General features: G+C 59.6%; 16 protein-coding genes and 1 pseudogene. 10 read left to right on the forward strand and 7 right to left on the reverse strand.

Annotated features, from left to right (window positions below; all coding sequences use genetic code 11):
* Nucleotides 1-33: 33 nt before the first annotated feature.
* Nucleotides 34-816: a succinate dehydrogenase iron-sulfur subunit gene (locus CHH27_RS21805; RefSeq protein ID WP_094073458.1), complete on the forward strand. Its 783-nt coding sequence runs from the start codon at nucleotides 34-36 to the stop codon at nucleotides 814-816.
* A 421-nt stretch (nucleotides 817-1,237) separates the two neighbouring features.
* On the opposite strand, the gene CHH27_RS28155 is transcribed toward CHH27_RS21805, so the two are convergent.
* The gene (locus tag CHH27_RS28155; protein ID WP_208988326.1) at nucleotides 1,238-1,399 is read right to left on the reverse strand and encodes a hypothetical protein; all 162 of its coding nucleotides are present in this window, start codon (nucleotides 1,397-1,399) and stop codon (nucleotides 1,238-1,240) included.
* 32 nt (nucleotides 1,400-1,431) lie between these two features.
* Between CHH27_RS28155 and CHH27_RS28670 the strand changes: the two genes are divergently transcribed.
* The 5 genes and pseudogenes from CHH27_RS28670 (at nucleotide 1,432) to CHH27_RS21835 (ending at nucleotide 4,132) form a co-directional block, all read left to right on the forward strand.
* A complete protein-coding gene (locus tag CHH27_RS28670) occupies nucleotides 1,432-1,542 on the forward strand; it encodes a hypothetical protein (protein ID WP_371681766.1) in 111 nt (36 codons plus the stop codon).
* 23 nt (nucleotides 1,543-1,565) lie between these two features.
* Nucleotides 1,566-2,219: a hypothetical protein gene (locus CHH27_RS21820; RefSeq protein ID WP_157739037.1), complete on the forward strand. Its 654-nt coding sequence runs from the start codon at nucleotides 1,566-1,568 to the stop codon at nucleotides 2,217-2,219.
* Between the two features lie 123 nt (nucleotides 2,220-2,342).
* Nucleotides 2,343-2,426, forward strand: a pseudogene (locus CHH27_RS27780) (succinate dehydrogenase iron-sulfur subunit); the annotation flags it as partial.
* A gap of 73 nt (nucleotides 2,427-2,499) precedes the next feature.
* Nucleotides 2,500-3,324: a nucleotidyltransferase domain-containing protein gene (locus tag CHH27_RS21830; RefSeq protein ID WP_094073461.1), complete on the forward strand. Its 825-nt coding sequence runs from the start codon at nucleotides 2,500-2,502 to the stop codon at nucleotides 3,322-3,324.
* Between the two features lie 4 nt (nucleotides 3,325-3,328).
* Nucleotides 3,329-4,132 carry a metallophosphoesterase gene (locus CHH27_RS21835; protein WP_094073462.1) on the forward strand — a complete coding sequence of 268 codons (804 nt, stop codon included), beginning with the start codon at nucleotides 3,329-3,331 and terminating at the stop codon, nucleotides 4,130-4,132.
* Between the two features lie 123 nt (nucleotides 4,133-4,255).
* Here the strand turns inward: CHH27_RS21835 and CHH27_RS21840 are convergent, their stop codons facing one another.
* Entirely contained in the window at nucleotides 4,256-5,077 is an 822-nt protein-coding gene (locus tag CHH27_RS21840) for a bifunctional 2-polyprenyl-6-hydroxyphenol methylase/3-demethylubiquinol 3-O-methyltransferase UbiG (protein WP_208988327.1), read from the reverse strand.
* Nucleotides 5,038-6,231 carry an S-adenosylhomocysteine hydrolase gene (locus tag CHH27_RS21845; RefSeq protein ID WP_094073463.1) on the reverse strand — a complete coding sequence of 398 codons (1,194 nt, stop codon included), beginning with the start codon at nucleotides 6,229-6,231 and terminating at the stop codon, nucleotides 5,038-5,040. The genes CHH27_RS21840 and CHH27_RS21845 overlap by 40 nt, the downstream gene beginning before the upstream one ends.
* 283 nt (nucleotides 6,232-6,514) lie before the next feature.
* On the opposite strand from CHH27_RS21845, the gene creD reads away from it, so the two are divergent.
* Together creD and CHH27_RS21855 are read left to right on the forward strand one after the other, a co-directional pair.
* On the forward strand, nucleotides 6,515-7,957 hold the full coding sequence (creD, locus tag CHH27_RS21850; protein WP_094073464.1) for a cell envelope integrity protein CreD: 1,443 nt from the start codon (nucleotides 6,515-6,517) through the stop codon (nucleotides 7,955-7,957).
* A gap of 94 nt (nucleotides 7,958-8,051) precedes the next feature.
* Nucleotides 8,052-8,429 (forward strand): VOC family protein, encoded by a 378-nt coding sequence (locus CHH27_RS21855; RefSeq protein ID WP_094074933.1) that lies wholly within the window; start codon nucleotides 8,052-8,054, stop codon nucleotides 8,427-8,429.
* 16 nt (nucleotides 8,430-8,445) lie between these two features.
* On the opposite strand, the gene CHH27_RS21860 is transcribed toward CHH27_RS21855, so the two are convergent.
* Complete coding sequence (locus CHH27_RS21860; RefSeq protein WP_208988328.1) at nucleotides 8,446-8,898, reverse strand: hypothetical protein; 453 nt, start codon at nucleotides 8,896-8,898, stop codon at nucleotides 8,446-8,448.
* 106 nt (nucleotides 8,899-9,004) lie between these two features.
* Here CHH27_RS21860 and msrA point away from each other — a divergent pair, with 106 nt between their 5' ends.
* Nucleotides 9,005-9,640, forward strand: a complete 636-nt coding sequence (gene msrA / locus CHH27_RS21865) for a peptide-methionine (S)-S-oxide reductase MsrA (RefSeq protein ID WP_371681860.1) — start codon at nucleotides 9,005-9,007, stop codon at nucleotides 9,638-9,640.
* 148 nt (nucleotides 9,641-9,788) lie between these two features.
* Nucleotides 9,789-10,310 (forward strand): hypothetical protein, encoded by a 522-nt coding sequence (locus CHH27_RS21870; protein WP_157739038.1) that lies wholly within the window; start codon nucleotides 9,789-9,791, stop codon nucleotides 10,308-10,310.
* Nucleotides 10,311-10,312: 2 nt separating this feature from the next.
* On the opposite strand, the gene recQ is transcribed toward CHH27_RS21870, so the two are convergent.
* The 3 genes from recQ to CHH27_RS21885 form a co-directional block, all read right to left on the reverse strand.
* Nucleotides 10,313-12,202, reverse strand: a complete 1,890-nt coding sequence (gene recQ, locus CHH27_RS21875) for a DNA helicase RecQ (protein ID WP_094074934.1) — start codon at nucleotides 12,200-12,202, stop codon at nucleotides 10,313-10,315.
* Between the two features lie 111 nt (nucleotides 12,203-12,313).
* Nucleotides 12,314-13,207 carry a GNAT family N-acetyltransferase gene (locus tag CHH27_RS21880; protein ID WP_094073468.1) on the reverse strand — a complete coding sequence of 298 codons (894 nt, stop codon included), beginning with the start codon at nucleotides 13,205-13,207 and terminating at the stop codon, nucleotides 12,314-12,316.
* A gap of 116 nt (nucleotides 13,208-13,323) precedes the next feature.
* Nucleotides 13,324-13,701 (reverse strand): MAPEG family protein, encoded by a 378-nt coding sequence (locus tag CHH27_RS21885; protein WP_094073469.1) that lies wholly within the window; start codon nucleotides 13,699-13,701, stop codon nucleotides 13,324-13,326.
* Between the last annotated feature and the right edge of the window lie 117 nt (nucleotides 13,702-13,818).

Raw genomic sequence — 13,818 nt, forward strand, 5'->3', positions numbered from 1 at the left:
GCGACATCAGGGCCCAACGCGGAGCAGTAACAAATGGTTCAGCTGACGCTTCCCCGGAACTCCACGGTGACGGAAGGCAAGGTATGGGACAAGCCGGAAGGCGCCACCAACCTGCGCGAATACCGGATCTACCGCTGGAACCCGGATGATGGCCGCAACCCGCGGGTGGACACCTATTTCGTGGATGCAGACAATTGCGGCCCGATGGTGCTGGACGGTCTCATCTACATCAAGAACAAGATCGACCCGACCCTGACCTTCCGCCGGTCCTGCCGCGAAGGCATTTGCGGCTCCTGCGCGATGAACATCGACGGCACCAACACGCTCGCCTGCACCAAGGGCACGGACGAAATCGCCGGTGACGTCGTCAAGATCTACCCGCTGCCGCATATGGCCGTCGTCAAGGACCTGGTGCCGGACCTGACCCGCTTCTATGCCCAGCACCGCTCCATTGAGCCCTGGCTCAAGACGGTGTCCCCGGCGCCGGAAAAGGAATGGCGCCAGTCCCATGAGGACCGCGTCAAGCTGGACGGGCTATATGAGTGCATTCTCTGCGCCTGCTGCTCGACGTCCTGCCCGAGCTACTGGTGGAACGGCGACCGCTATCTCGGCCCGGCCATCCTGCTTCAGGCCTATCGCTGGCTGATCGACAGCCGCGACGAAGCCACTGGCGAGCGCCTGGACAATCTGGAAGACCCGTTCCGGCTCTACCGTTGTCACACCATCATGAACTGCTCCCAGGCCTGCCCGAAGGGCCTCAACCCGGCCAAGGCAATCGCCGAGATCAAGAAGATGATGGTCGAACGCCGGGTTTGATTTTCTGGTGTTCTGGAGATTGGAAAAGCCGTCCCTCGGGGCGGCTTTTTTTGAAGAGGCTAACACTCTCACCTTGTCATCCCGGACGGAGCGCAGCGGAGATCCGGGATCCAGTACTCACAGGTCTCCGACTTGTGTTTCCGCACCGGACACACAGAGTACTGGGTCCCGGTCTTGGCGCTGAAACGCCAAACCGGGATGACAATCCATAGGCCCGATGATGACCAATGGGTAGCGGATTTTCTTCCTCACCCCTTCGTCCTGCACACCAGTCGCGGAAGCCCGGCAGGCGGCGAAAGGTGCGTGTCATCCCCTTTTCCCTGGGCTTGAGCGGTTCCCATTCAAACGTCTTACCGCGCAGATGATGGAACAGCCTGCCGTGGCGGTTGTGCGCCTTATACCAGGGGCTCAGCATCGGCTGCTAGGGCAGGCAGGAGAGATAACCGATGCCGTGATCGGTCTCGATGGTGACCGCCCGGCCGATGATCTCCGACCATTCCGCCAAGGTCATGCGCACATGGTGTTCTGGATAATGAAGGTGCTTGAACTTCAGCTGGTCGAGCCGGTAAAGCTGCGGCACCACGTCCAGGATCAGCCCTCCTCGCAGCCAAGGTCATGGCTTTGATCGAAGAAGGCCGCCCCTACCGATGGATCGCGTGTGACCTCGGTATTTCCAAAAACACCGTTCTTGCGATCGTACAGAGATTGAAAACCGAGGCCTCATGAAATCGGAACCTACGATACAACAGATGTTGGACGATCTTGGCGATCACGGAGTGTATGTTGAAGACATTTCGGTATCGATTAGGGCCAACAAAGGGGATGTTCTTGAAGATCAATATTGGGAGCTGATCGACGACTTATGCGAGGGCATCCTCAAAGAGCGATGGGGAGCTCTGACAGACCAGGACAAACTTGGACAAGTGTTCGAAATTATTCAGCTATTGCCCTGCTACCCGACAGCTTCCTTTCTACCACGTTTGTACATGAGCGACTTAAGTGCCGCGGCAGAAGTCTATCTATGGCAACAGATGTTACAAGCGCTCGAGCATCACGACCGGCTGTACCGTGAAGCAATAGAATATGTGCTCTGGGTCGATTTCTTCGAAAACCAGGCAATTTCTGCAAAAGCCTGGACTGATTTGATGAGCGCTGCTCCCGGCAAACAGGCAAAAACCCGTTTGCTGATCAACTCGGGCCCGGTTCCATACGCTGCAAAACGGCACCAGTATCATGAACTCCTGGAAAACCAGGAAGACCATGAGCTTCTCGCGGAGTGTTTGGCGCGTTGCCTGAATGACGTTTATGGCAAGATTGATCGTGATGATGCTCAATTCATCTTGCAGAAACTGCGCGTAGGGCCGGGCAACAAGTTCATGAGTTATTTAAAACACACTCTATAGTGCCTTCGCGCAGGATTTCGCCCCTGTACGCAACTGCCCCCTGACTGACCACTTCAACGACTTGAAGATCATGGTCGACGAGATCCTGACAGACCATGATGGCTCGTCTTGGCAAGAAGTGGCTGCTCCCAGGCCTGCCCGATAGGCCTCAATCCGGCCAAGGCGATTGCCGAGATCAAGAAGATGATGGTCGAACGCCGGGTTTGATTTTCTCTTGGGACTTGTTATCTGCAGGGGCCGCCCATCGGGTGGCCCCTTGTATTTGAAAAAGTCATTGATCATGGATCCGAACATCGTTGCAGAAATCCGCCGCCGGCTGAAGGCGCTGGAGATGCGGGAAACCATCACCATTCCGCTGGCCATTGAAAGCGGTAGCCGCGCCTGGGGATTTCCGTCGCCGGACAGCGACTATGATTGCCGTTTTGTCTATGTGCGCGCGCGGGAAAAAACAGTCACGCTGTTCCCGGTGCGCGACGTCATCGAGGAGCCGCTCACGCCGGTGTTCGACATCAACGGCTGGGATCTGGCGAAGGCGCTGCGCCTCATGCATTCCGGCAACGCCGTGATCGTCGAATGGCTGACATCGGTGTTTGCCTATCAGCTGCATGAGCCGTTTCGGGACGCTGCGCTGGAACTGGCGGAAGCGGTCTGCGACCGGGCGCTCATCGGCAAGCACTATTTTCACCTCGCCAAGGCGCAGATCCAGAGACAGGACCATTTCAAGGGGGAGGTATCATTGAAGAAGACGCTCTATGTCCTGAGGCCTCTGACCGCGTTGATGTGGTTGTCGGAGCATCCGGACAAGGCGGTCGCACCGATGAATTTTCTGGACATGCGCCGGGATGCCGGCTTTCCCGAGCCGGTTTCCGATGCAATCGACCGGCTCTTGGTACAAAAGGCGGAAAGTTCCGAAATGGGTTCAGACCAGCTCGATCCCGTGTTGTCAGCCTTCATCCTGACCCTGTACGAGCGGTTCGAACCCTGGGCGAAAGCCGAGCCGCCGGGCGACGCACATCGGGAAGAGATCGATACCTTCTGGCGTCACTGGTCCGACGAACTGTGCCCGCGCCAGGCCGTGGTTCCGGCTTTGGATCCACCTGGGTGAAACGATGCTGCACCTGACGCGTCACACCGGCCGTATTCTGGTTCTGGGGGATCTGCATCTCGATTTCTGGCATGCATCGGGTCTGTCGCCCTTCGGCAACATTGACCTGGGTGAACTGGACGCGCTGATCGTTGCCGGCGACCTCACCAACAAGCCAAAGGTTCGCTGGCCGTGGGCCCTTGAGGTCCTTGCCCGGTTCATCGACCGCGACAGGATCGTCATCGTCCCGGGAAATCATGACTATTACAATTTCCGGCTCGACGGCGACGCGCGCCTGAGCGAACTGGCGCAGTCGGCCGGTGTTCATTTCGCCCAGAAGAGACACATTGCCATCGGTGACCTGCGGCTTCTGTTGTGCACGTTGTGGACGGATTTTGAATGTGGCGGTGACTATTGGGCGAACACCCAGGCAGCTCGGCTTCAAATGAACGACTATCGCTATATCCGTCTGGCGTCCGCCGCCTACCGGAAGATTGGTCCAGAGGACACGAGGCGTGTTCACGTTGATCACAAGGCCTGGCTGGCAGCGGAGCTCAGCACTCATTGGCCGGGACCGACGGCCGTCATCACCCATCATGCACCACTTCCGGAAGCCGCCGGACAGGACGACGGGCTAAGCTGTTGTTATGCGTCGGATCTGGGCGACCTGATTTTGCAGCATCAACCGGAGTTCTGGTTCTTCGGGCACACGCACAAGGCGTTTGCCGCAATGCGTGGCCGGACGGAGATACGCAACGTATCGATCGGGTATCCGGATGACGGGCACATGAGCCAGGAGCTGGTCGACCGGTCGATCATCCGGTTCTGACCTGTGTTCGTTTACGATTGAAAGCCTCGCTCCGTTTGTCCTCCCGGTCTTGCCGCTGAAGCGTCAAACCGGGATGACGATCCATGGGCCGGATGACGAGCGATGAAGAACCGATTTGCCTCCTCATCCCTTCGCCCGGCACACCAGCAGCGAACTGTTGCACCAGCCCCGGAAGCCCGGCAGGCGGCCGAGAGAGCGGGTGAGACCCTTTTCCAGTGGCTTGAGTGGCCCCCATTCGAAGGTCTTGCCGCGCAGGTGATGGAACAGCTTGCCGTGGCGATTGTGTTCCTCGTACCAGGGGCTGAACATCGGCAGATAGGGCAGGCAGGAGAGATAGCCGACGCCGTGAACGGCCTCGATCGTGACGGCGCGGGCAATGATCTGCGACCATTCGCCAAGCGTCATGCGCACATGGTGCTCGGGATAATGCAGGTGTTTCAGCTTGAGCCGGTCAAGACGGTAGAGCTGCGGCACCACGGCCAGGATCAGGCCTCCGGGTGCGACCACCTCTCCGCATTGGCGCATCACCGATTCGATCGCGGGGCCCTGGCCGGGCAGGTGCTCCAGCACATCAAGCAAGGTAATCACATCGGGGCGCCAGGGCAGTTCGTTCCGGTGCTCCGACAGCCGGGTGGCATCCAGAACGATGTCCGGCTCGAACGCGGCTTCGTAATCGGCGCCGCAATAGTCGAATTCCAGTCCCGTCTCGGCCAGATAATCCCTGGAAATCGAGGTGGAGCAGCCGATATCGAGAATGCGTGGCGGCCGGTCGAGCTCTGCGGCCCAGTCCCGGATCTGCCGGGACACGACGTCGAATTTCACCGTGCCGTAAAGGTTCCGCTGCGCATTGCTGAGCTTCTTGACCAGATACTCGGAATGAACGGCAACCTCTTCGGGCGCGTCCGTTACATCCCGTCTCTTTGCTCGATCCAGAGTTGGGTGCACGCTGCCTCTCCTTCAGAATCCAGACGGTGAATGCCGGGCTCGTATGTGTAGGTGGTCAGATCGGCCATCAGCACGATCAGTTCCCCCAGGATCAGTTCGACGATTTCATCCGCGACACTGCCCGAACCGGGGATGAAATTGGCCGGATACCCGTCATTGACCAGGCAGACCTGCCGGTCCTGCCCCGCCGGCCCGTCGGCAAAGTGATAGGCGCGAATGGACGGGTGAATGTCATAGCCGGGCGCCGCTTCCAGAAATTCGACGTCGATTTCGATCCGGCGCGAACTTGCGCTTGCCACGAGGCAGCCGCTGCGCAACTGGCGCAGCACATCCGATGTGACCGACAGGCGCCCCGCGGCACCGACCACGAGGTCGGCCCGGCCGAGATCCCCGGGTGATAGCGTAGCGTCGAACCCGGACAGGCGCGCCTCGGCAACCTTCAGCGGGTTGATATCGACAAGAACGGGCTGGACATCGAGCCGCCGGAGCGCCCTGGCGACGCCGAAGCCGATCCAGCCGGCGCCGAAGACGGTCGCGTGGCGCCCGGCGAGGGTGTTGCCGAGATCGCGCATCAGACCGTCCAGGCAGCGGGCGATGGTCTCGCCGCAACGGGCGGCCTCCAGCCGCTTCAGCTCGCTGTCGGCACAATGCAGGACGGGTATTCTGAGCGGCAGCTGGTCCGCGCGCCAGACGCCCTGCTTGGTGATTTCAACCACGCCCTCGACCAGGTCGAGCTGATCTTGGAACCGTTCGTGCAGCAGCTCGACCACATACCCGCCAACCTCCTGGATCACCAGTTTCTGCCCGGAATTCCGGCAGGCGAGAAGGCTTTTCTGAAGGGCGCCGGCAAGGACCTGGCGGAACTCCGTTTCCGTTTTCGGGCACTGAACCCTGTCGCCGTAACACGATTGCCATTTCAGCCGGGTTGCATCGCTGCCGGAGGAATACGGGACCCCGATGATCGCGTCGAAATCCATGACCCCGGCCAGCGCATCGATCATGCGCATGGTGTCGTCGAAGAGATGGGCGACCATCAGGAAACGATGCTGCTCGCTCCGGGCAAGATCCAGCCGCCGGACGAGCGCCGGCAGATAATCCGCGCGGCGAGCATAGGCGGGCTGAGCCCGAAAAGTCGTTTCTGGCAGTGTATTCATTGGTATAATTTCCGATGGTCATGCCATTCTGACACTCAAAGACTGCACAGAACAAGCCCCGGTTGAGAAAATAGGGCAACTAATTTCCCGGACAATCGATGGCCGGAGGGCGTCTGCACGGTTTCTGCAAAAACAATGCTGAAAAGACCGGCATCATTGCCCGGTTCTCTCCCTGCTGTCCGGTCAAGGTTACTGCGTTGAAAGAGCGTCCCACTTCAAACGCGGCGGCCGGGTGCCCACCTGAAGCCTGTTTCAGAAGCGCTCGTTGCAAAGGATTGATTGAATGACAGATGTTAGCGACACGGATGCAACAACTGGCAGCGCGGGAAACAGGCCTCCACCTTTCCGGCCGCGCGCATTTCTGAACTCACCCGGTGTCAAATTTGTTCTGATCGGCATTCTGACCGTCATGCTCATGGTGCCGAGCCTGTTTGTGTGGATCCTGGTCGAGGAACGGGCCGACCGGGCCAGGGAGGTCGCCCGGGACATCGCCGGGTCCTGGGGTGGTACCCAGGAAATCAACGGGCCGTATCTGGTTGTGCCCTTCAGCGAAACCGTGACGATCGGCACCGGAGACCGGGGCAGAACCGAGGTGCATTGGCACACGGCGGTTCTCTTTCCCGAGAAGCTGGATGTATCGGGGGACCTGCAGGTCGAGGAACGCTGGAAGTCGATCTATTCTCTGCCCGTTTATTCCGGGGCTGTGCAGTTGAGCGGCCGGTTTGGTGCCCCTCCTTCGAACATGTTCGAACCGCAAAAGGGCGGAACCGTCGACATTGCCGCCGACAAGGCCCTGCTGGTGGTTGGTATAGGTGATGTCCGGGCGCTCAAGAACGAGGTCTCTCTGACGCTGGATGGCAACGCCCCGATCCCGTTCGAGCCCGGTCCCGGTCCGATGGTTGTCTCCAGCGGCCAGTTCAAGGCCGCTCCCGCCTCCGCTTCGTCCGGAATTAACGCCGCCGTCCCGCCGCTCAAATGGCGCAAGGGGTTTGCCTTTCAGGTCCCGCTGGACCTGAACGGATCGACTGCGGTCTATGTGGCACCGGCCGGTCAGAGCACGTCCGTCAACCTGTCGTCCAACTGGCCTCATCCCGGTTTCACAGGCGCGTTCCTGCCGGACGAGCGCACAATCGCGGATACGGGGTTTGAGGCCAATTGGTCCATCCCCTATCTTGCCCGCGGCATCCCGAAGACGCTGATTACGAACCAGCTGCCGCTGCAGTCCAAGCTGCTGGGGGTGAAGTTCGTTGAACCCGTCAATTTCTACCAGACCATTTCCCGGTCTCTCAAATATGCCATCGGCTTCATCAGTCTGACCTTTCTGGCCGTGTTTGTTCTTGAAATGCGCTCCGGTTGGCGCTTCCACTGGATCCAGTATGCCCTGGTCGGACTGGCCCTGATCATATTCTACGTGATGCTGCTCGCGCTGGCGGAGCATGTCGGTTACGGCCTTGCCTATCTCGGGGCGGCGTCTGCAGCAACTGTTCTGAATGCTGCCTATGTCGGGACTTCGCTGAAAAGCCGATCGGCCGGGGCGGTGATGTTTGCAGTGCTGGCAACCATCTTTGCCTTGTTGTTCGCCCTGATGCGCGAGCAGGATTATGCGCTCCTGATCGGGTCGGTAATCGCCTTCCTGGCGTTGGCAGTGACCATGTTTGTCACCCAGAAGATCGACTGGACCGGGCAAGACGACACGGAGACTGCAAAGAGTGCAGCTGCGGCGTAAGGTACCGATCTGCTCCCAAGGAAAGTCAGGGCGGGCTTGCAGATCGCCTTGATTTGTTCGATATTTGTTCTCGTTCTTTTTGAGGGAGATGGACATGCATAAAAGCCGTTTGGGGGATCTGGTCATTGATTGTGAAAGCGGCGACATCGATGACCACGCCGTGTTCTGGGCAGGCGCTCTCGGCCGGGACGTCGAGGCCGCGCCGAAGAACCCGCGCTACCGGCGCCTGATTGGCAAGGACGGCGAGATCGGCATCCTGCTGCAGGCGGTTGAGCATCCTTCCCGGGTGCATCTTGATATCGAGACCGATGACCCGGAGAAGGAAGTTGCGCGGCTGGAAAAGCTCGGTGCAACCGTCGTGTCGCAGCTGGACGGCTGGACGGTCATGGAAGCCACCAGTGGCCACCGCTTCTGTGTCGTCAAACCGCAATTGCCCGGGTTTGCAGAGATCGCCAGAACCTGGGAGAGCTGAAAGCCGGCTGCCGTAGTCAATCCGAACAGCGCAAAAACGCGGACAGGCGCTGTGGGGCGCCTTGAAGGACACCACTTGAGATTGCGGCAAGTTCCAGGCTGGCGGGCTGGTCGCCGATCTCATGCAGAAAATAGACCGGCTTGCCGAGGGCATAGCCACAGGCTGCCTCCATCAGCGTATTTGCACCGACATATCCGGCAATGCCGTTCTTTTCGAAATTGGCAATGAGAACAAGGTCACCGCGTCGGATCACGTCGAAATAGTCGCTGAGATAGGTTTTCTTGAGAGCCACGGCCTCGCGGGTAGACAGCCGCGCCCAGTCAAGGCCGGCTTCGTCAGGAACCGGAGTGGTGACGGCAAATCCTTCCTGGCGCAGTTGACCGGCGAGAAGGTCCATTTTTTCCAACGCCGACAAGGAGCCGCACATCACGATGTGACGCGGCGTGTGTGTTGGGAGGGGAGTTATCACGGCGGCCTCACGGTCATGTGCGGATCTGGACGGCTGAGTTGAGTTGCCGCCAGTCCGAGATGCGTTACCTCTGTCAGCAGCGATTGGAGGATCTATCATGAAGCGCATGCTGCCGCTATCTCTTGCCGCCCTTCTTGCCGGAGTGGGCGCGATTACAACTGCCAAGGCTGAAACCGCCATTCTGGCGGGAGGCTGTTTCTGGTGCGTGGAGTCGGATCTGGAGAAGCTGCCCGGGGTTCGTGACGTGGTGTCCGGCTATGCCGGTGGCAACACCCAGAACCCGACTTACAAGAACTACGAGCGCGGTGGTCATCGCGAAGTGGTCAAGGTGGATTTCGACGAAACCAGGATCAGCTACGCCGACCTTGTCGGCGTGTTTCTTCGCACCATCGATGTGACGGATGCCGGGGGCCAGTTCTGTGATCGCGGCTTTGGCTACTCTTCCGCGATCTATCCGCTGGATGAGGCTCAGGCCAGACAGGCAGAAGCCGAAATTGCAAAGGCAGAACAGGCGCTTGGTGGCAAGGTGGTCACACCGGTCGAGGCGCCCGCGGTTTTCTGGCCGGCGGAAGACTACCACCAGAGCTACTACAAGAGCCCTGTGCGGACGTTGACCCGGTTTGGCTATGTCACGCGTGCAGACGCCTACAAGGGATATCGCAAGGGCTGCGGCCGCGATGCGCGGGTCAATGCAGTCTGGGGCAAGGAGGCCTACAAGGGATTGCCGAAGGCCGGTTCCTGAGAACCGGCCCAAAAGTGTTCCAGATCACGATTAGGACCTGGGAAACGAAATAGAATGACAGTGTTTGCCGTAGCGTAACTTCTGCTCTACATTTTTCGGGCAGGCTTGATCAATACGCCTTGTTCTTGCGTCACATGAGGCCGGTGTCATGCTTAGTTTGTTTGGAAGCCGTTTACAGGAAGAGCCAGAATTCATTTCAGAACTGCGGGCCGTTGAAACGGAAGACCGCCTCAGAAAGAACCTGACCGGCATGCTGGAAGATGCCGGTCTGGAAATCTGTGACACGAACACGCCGACCGAATTTGCCGCGGCTGCCACGGTAGCGATCATGAAACTGGTGCTGAACACGGCCGGCCGGCGGTTCGAGAGCCTGAGTTTCGAAAACCGGTTCGTGACGGGACTGTTCGGATTTATCGTGGCCCATAATCTGAGCCGCCGGACCAACGCGGACCTCGGAATTGTGCTCGGCATAGCCGGGCTTGATCTGTTCTCGCGTGAGGAAATCGACCAGGTCTACAAGCTGGGGTCTTCCTATCGTCGCCTGCGCCAGCACCGGCAGATGCATCTTGCACTCGGCGAGATCGTCGAAGAGTTTCTGTCCCATCCGGATGCGGAAGAACTCCAGAACCTCGCAACGCTCTACCGGATGTGCCTTCAGCCCGAAGCCTGAACTTACACGCCGGCCTCGAAGGCTTCGACCACATCGAGAAATGTTTCACCATACTTCTCGAGTTTGGATTGGCCGACGCCGGAAACCGCAAGCATGGCTTCCGGCGTGACCGGCCTGGCCGCCGCGATACCGGCAAGTGTCGCATCCGGAAACACCACGTAAGGCGGCACGCTCTGATCTCTGGCAATCTGGGTTCTAAGCCGGCGCAGCCGCTCGAACAGAAGCTTGTCGTCATGATCAAGTTCGTCTGCAATCGAGGCGGTTCGCGAGGTGCGGGTCTTTTTCAGTCCGGCCGCGCTGCGGTCCTTGCGCAGGGCCAGTCTTTCATCGCCGCGCAACACCGATCGGGCCTTCTCGGTCAGGATCAGGGCGCCGAAATGGGCGTGGTCGACATCGACAAAGCCGGCGGCCACCAATTGCCTGGCGATGGACTGCCAGGTCTTTTGCGCAACATCCTCCCCGATGCCGAAGACGGAGAGGTTCTCATGTCCGAAACGGGTTGTCTTTTCGTTGCTTTTTCCGAGCAAGACATCGATGACGTGACCGGCGCCGAACCTTTGGCCGGTCCGGTAGATGGCTGACATCAGTTTTTGCGCGGCTTCGGTGCCGTCCCAGGTCTCCACCGGTGACAGACAGGTATCGCAATTGCCGCAGGGCTCGGGATAGGTTTCGCCGAAATGTGCCAGAAGCGCCTGGCGCCGGCAGCCTGCCGTCTCGCAGATGCCCAGCAGCGCATTCAGCTTGGCGTTTTCTGCGCGTTTGACCTCGTCCGGTGCATCACCTTCCGCAATCATGCGGCGACGCTGAACAAGATCGGCCATGCCGTAGGCCATGAAGGCTTCAGAGGGGGCGCCATCGCGTCCCGCCCGGCCCGTTTCCTGGTAATAGGCTTCCACCGAAGACGGCAGATCCAGATGGGCGACATAGCGCACATCCGGCTTGTCGATGCCCATGCCGAAGGCAACCGTTGCCACCAGGCACAGACCCTCTTCCAGCAAGAAGGCATCCTGGTTGGCCGCTCGCCGCTCCGCCGGCAGGCCGGCATGATAGGGCAGGGCCTTGACACCCTTTGACGTCAGCCAGTCGGCAATGTCTTCGACCTTCGCCCGGCTGAGGCAATAGACGATGCCGCTTTCTCCCTCGTGCTTCTTCAGGAAATCCAGAAGCTGCTGGCGCTGATTGGTGCGCTCGACGATTTCGTAGCGGATGTTCGGCCGGTCGAAACTGGTGGAGAACACTTCCGCGTCTTCCAGCTGCAGTCGGGCCAGAATGTCCTGTTGTGTATGCGGATCGGCCGTGGCCGTCAGCGCGACCCTTGGCACGCCCGGATACCGTTCCTTCAGGCAGGAGAGAGACAGGTATTCAGGGCGGAAATCATGTCCCCACTGGCTGACGCAATGGGCCTCGTCGATGGCAAACAGCGCGATGTCCAGCGTGTCCAGAAAGCTCCGGAAACTCTCGAGGCCGAGCCGTTCCGGCGTGACATAGAGAAGATCGATTTCGCCGCGGCGCAAGGCGTCGCGCAGCGAAAACTGTTCGTCCTGCGACAGGGTGGAATTGAAGGCGGCGGCCCTGACACCGGCGGCCGTGAGCGCGCCGACCTGGTCTTTCATCAGGGCAATCAGGGGGGAGACCACGATGCCGACACCGCGGCGGCAAAGCGCCGGGATCTGGTAGCAGAGCGACTTGCCTGCCCCGGTGGGGAACAGCACCACCGCGTCGTTGCCGGCGACCAGCGTTTCGATGACGGCCTGTTGCTTGCCCCGGAAACTGCCATAGCCGAAGACCTGCTGCAGAACCGCGAGCGGTTTCGGATCCGCATGGACGGGCGGAGCAGGGGGCGAGACGGGGGATGGGAGTTCATCCGCAGTGGTTGCAGGCGAAGCGGACATGGGCCGGCAGGTTCCTTTGCTTTCCCGCACCATGTCTTATTCGCTGTCCCAGGGCAATCAGGCTCACGCGCACCCTGTGGATGACCATTGTGTGGAAGTCTGAGCGGATTGTCAGAATTCCGCGTTGGGGTCTTCGGCCAGGGTTTCGGCGCAGTGGATCCGCATCTGTTCGGTCAGCTGGCCGAGATCGCCTTTCAGCCGTTCCGGACGGATCGGTTTGCCGAAATGCACGTTGAATTTGGCGTTCTTCTTGTTGAGCAGCTCATTGAAGACCGTCATGTCGCGCAGCTCGGTGGAAACACGCGCCAGGAAATAGAAAAGGCCCGAGTTTCGCCCGCCCATGTGCATCGGGATGATCGGCGCCTTGTTCTTGCGCGCCAGGGCAAGCGCGGAGGTCATCCAGGGGCGTTCGGTCAGCTTGCCGTCATTCCAATAGGCCAGGCGGCCGGAGGGAAACAGAACAACCACTCGTTCCTTTGAAAACGCCGCCCTGGCGATTTTCAGGGTTTCCTTGGACTTTTCCTGGCTCTTGAAATCTGCGCGCCATTCGACCGGAACGATCATGTCCGCCAGGCGCGGATTGATACGGATCGCGTCGCGATTGGCAAAAATCGACAGATCGGCACGACGAGACTTGATGGCATCATACAGAACGACGCCATCGGCAATGCCGGTCGGGTGATTTGAGACGAGCACGACCGGTCCCTCTGCCGGAACCCGGTCCAGACCGAGCGTGGTCACGTCGAGGGTCAAAAGCCGGCTCAGATGCGCAAACACGTCCTGGGCCTCCATGGCCGCGATCGTGTCGGCCATGTCTACAGCGGAAGAATAGCGTAATATCTTGTGCGCAAAGGGTTTTATGATCGGCCACCAGGGGCTGGCCATCACCAGCTTGCCGCGTTCGGCGATCAGGACGTCGACTATATGCTTTTCGGCAATCGGCTTCTGGGCCGCCGCCTGATGGCGCGCCGGCAAGGTGTCAGTCGTCTGGTCGGTTGTCCGCACAATGCACCTCTGCCCTTCGGAACCCTGCGATACTTTTCTGCATCGTTAGCGAAATCAGCCTCTTGGTGCAAATGCTCGTTGAACAATTCGCTTATAAGGCCAGCTGGTGACGCCGCTCAGCTCCACAGGGAGCTGGTGAAAAGTCCCATGCAGGTCAGGAACCCCGCAAACCAGGAAATGGAGCGCGGCGTCGCCCTGTCCATCCAGTAGCAGAACACGTAAATCAGCCGGAGCAAAACAAAAAGAACTGCGAGCCGGTCGATCCACTCCGGGTCGCCGCCCTGACTCAGGCCGACAAAAACGGCAACGGCAAACAGGGGAAAGGCCTCGAAACCGTTGGCCTGCGCACCCTGCGCCCGTGCACGGAACCCTTCGCTCCAGTAGTTCGGATCGCGCGGCCTGGCATTGTTGAACCGTTTGTCGAGCTTGGCGGGAAAGGCCGACAGGATCGGCAGGATGGCGGCAACGAGGACACACCAAAGGGCGATGGGCATTCGGGCACTCCACGTGGTTGTCCGGCTGGGCTGCCGGCATCTTGAAGGCAAGTCGCGACGAATAGCGGCGGTGGAAGCGCCGTTGTAGCAGGCTGGGAAAAGATATCCTCATGAATT

This window comes from Labrenzia sp. VG12 (assembly GCF_002237595.1).
GTDB lineage: Bacteria > Pseudomonadota > Alphaproteobacteria > Rhizobiales > Stappiaceae > Roseibium.

What these genes read in the sequence shown, in the direction of transcription:
- CHH27_RS21805 (WP_094073458.1), top strand. Translation starts at nt 34, where the DNA reads ATGGTTCAGCTGACGCTTCCCCGGAACTCCACGGTGACGGAAGGCAAG.
- CHH27_RS28670 (WP_371681766.1), top strand. Translation starts at nt 1,432, where the DNA reads ATGGCTTTGATCGAAGAAGGCCGCCCCTACCGATGGATCGCGTGTGAC.
- CHH27_RS21820 (WP_157739037.1), top strand. Translation starts at nt 1,566, where the DNA reads ATGTTGGACGATCTTGGCGATCACGGAGTGTATGTTGAAGACATTTCG.
- CHH27_RS21830 (WP_094073461.1), top strand. Translation starts at nt 2,500, where the DNA reads ATGGATCCGAACATCGTTGCAGAAATCCGCCGCCGGCTGAAGGCGCTG.
- CHH27_RS21835 (WP_094073462.1), top strand. Translation starts at nt 3,329, where the DNA reads ATGCTGCACCTGACGCGTCACACCGGCCGTATTCTGGTTCTGGGGGAT.
- CHH27_RS21845 (WP_094073463.1), bottom strand. Translation starts at nt 6,231, where the DNA reads ATGAATACACTGCCAGAAACGACTTTTCGGGCTCAGCCCGCCTATGCT.
- creD (WP_094073464.1), top strand. Translation starts at nt 6,515, where the DNA reads ATGACAGATGTTAGCGACACGGATGCAACAACTGGCAGCGCGGGAAAC.
- CHH27_RS21855 (WP_094074933.1), top strand. Translation starts at nt 8,052, where the DNA reads ATGCATAAAAGCCGTTTGGGGGATCTGGTCATTGATTGTGAAAGCGGC.
- msrA (WP_371681860.1), top strand. Translation starts at nt 9,005, where the DNA reads ATGCTGCCGCTATCTCTTGCCGCCCTTCTTGCCGGAGTGGGCGCGATT.
- CHH27_RS21870 (WP_157739038.1), top strand. Translation starts at nt 9,789, where the DNA reads ATGCTTAGTTTGTTTGGAAGCCGTTTACAGGAAGAGCCAGAATTCATT.
- recQ (WP_094074934.1), bottom strand. Translation starts at nt 12,202, where the DNA reads ATGTCCGCTTCGCCTGCAACCACTGCGGATGAACTCCCATCCCCCGTC.
- CHH27_RS21885 (WP_094073469.1), bottom strand. Translation starts at nt 13,701, where the DNA reads ATGCCCATCGCCCTTTGGTGTGTCCTCGTTGCCGCCATCCTGCCGATC.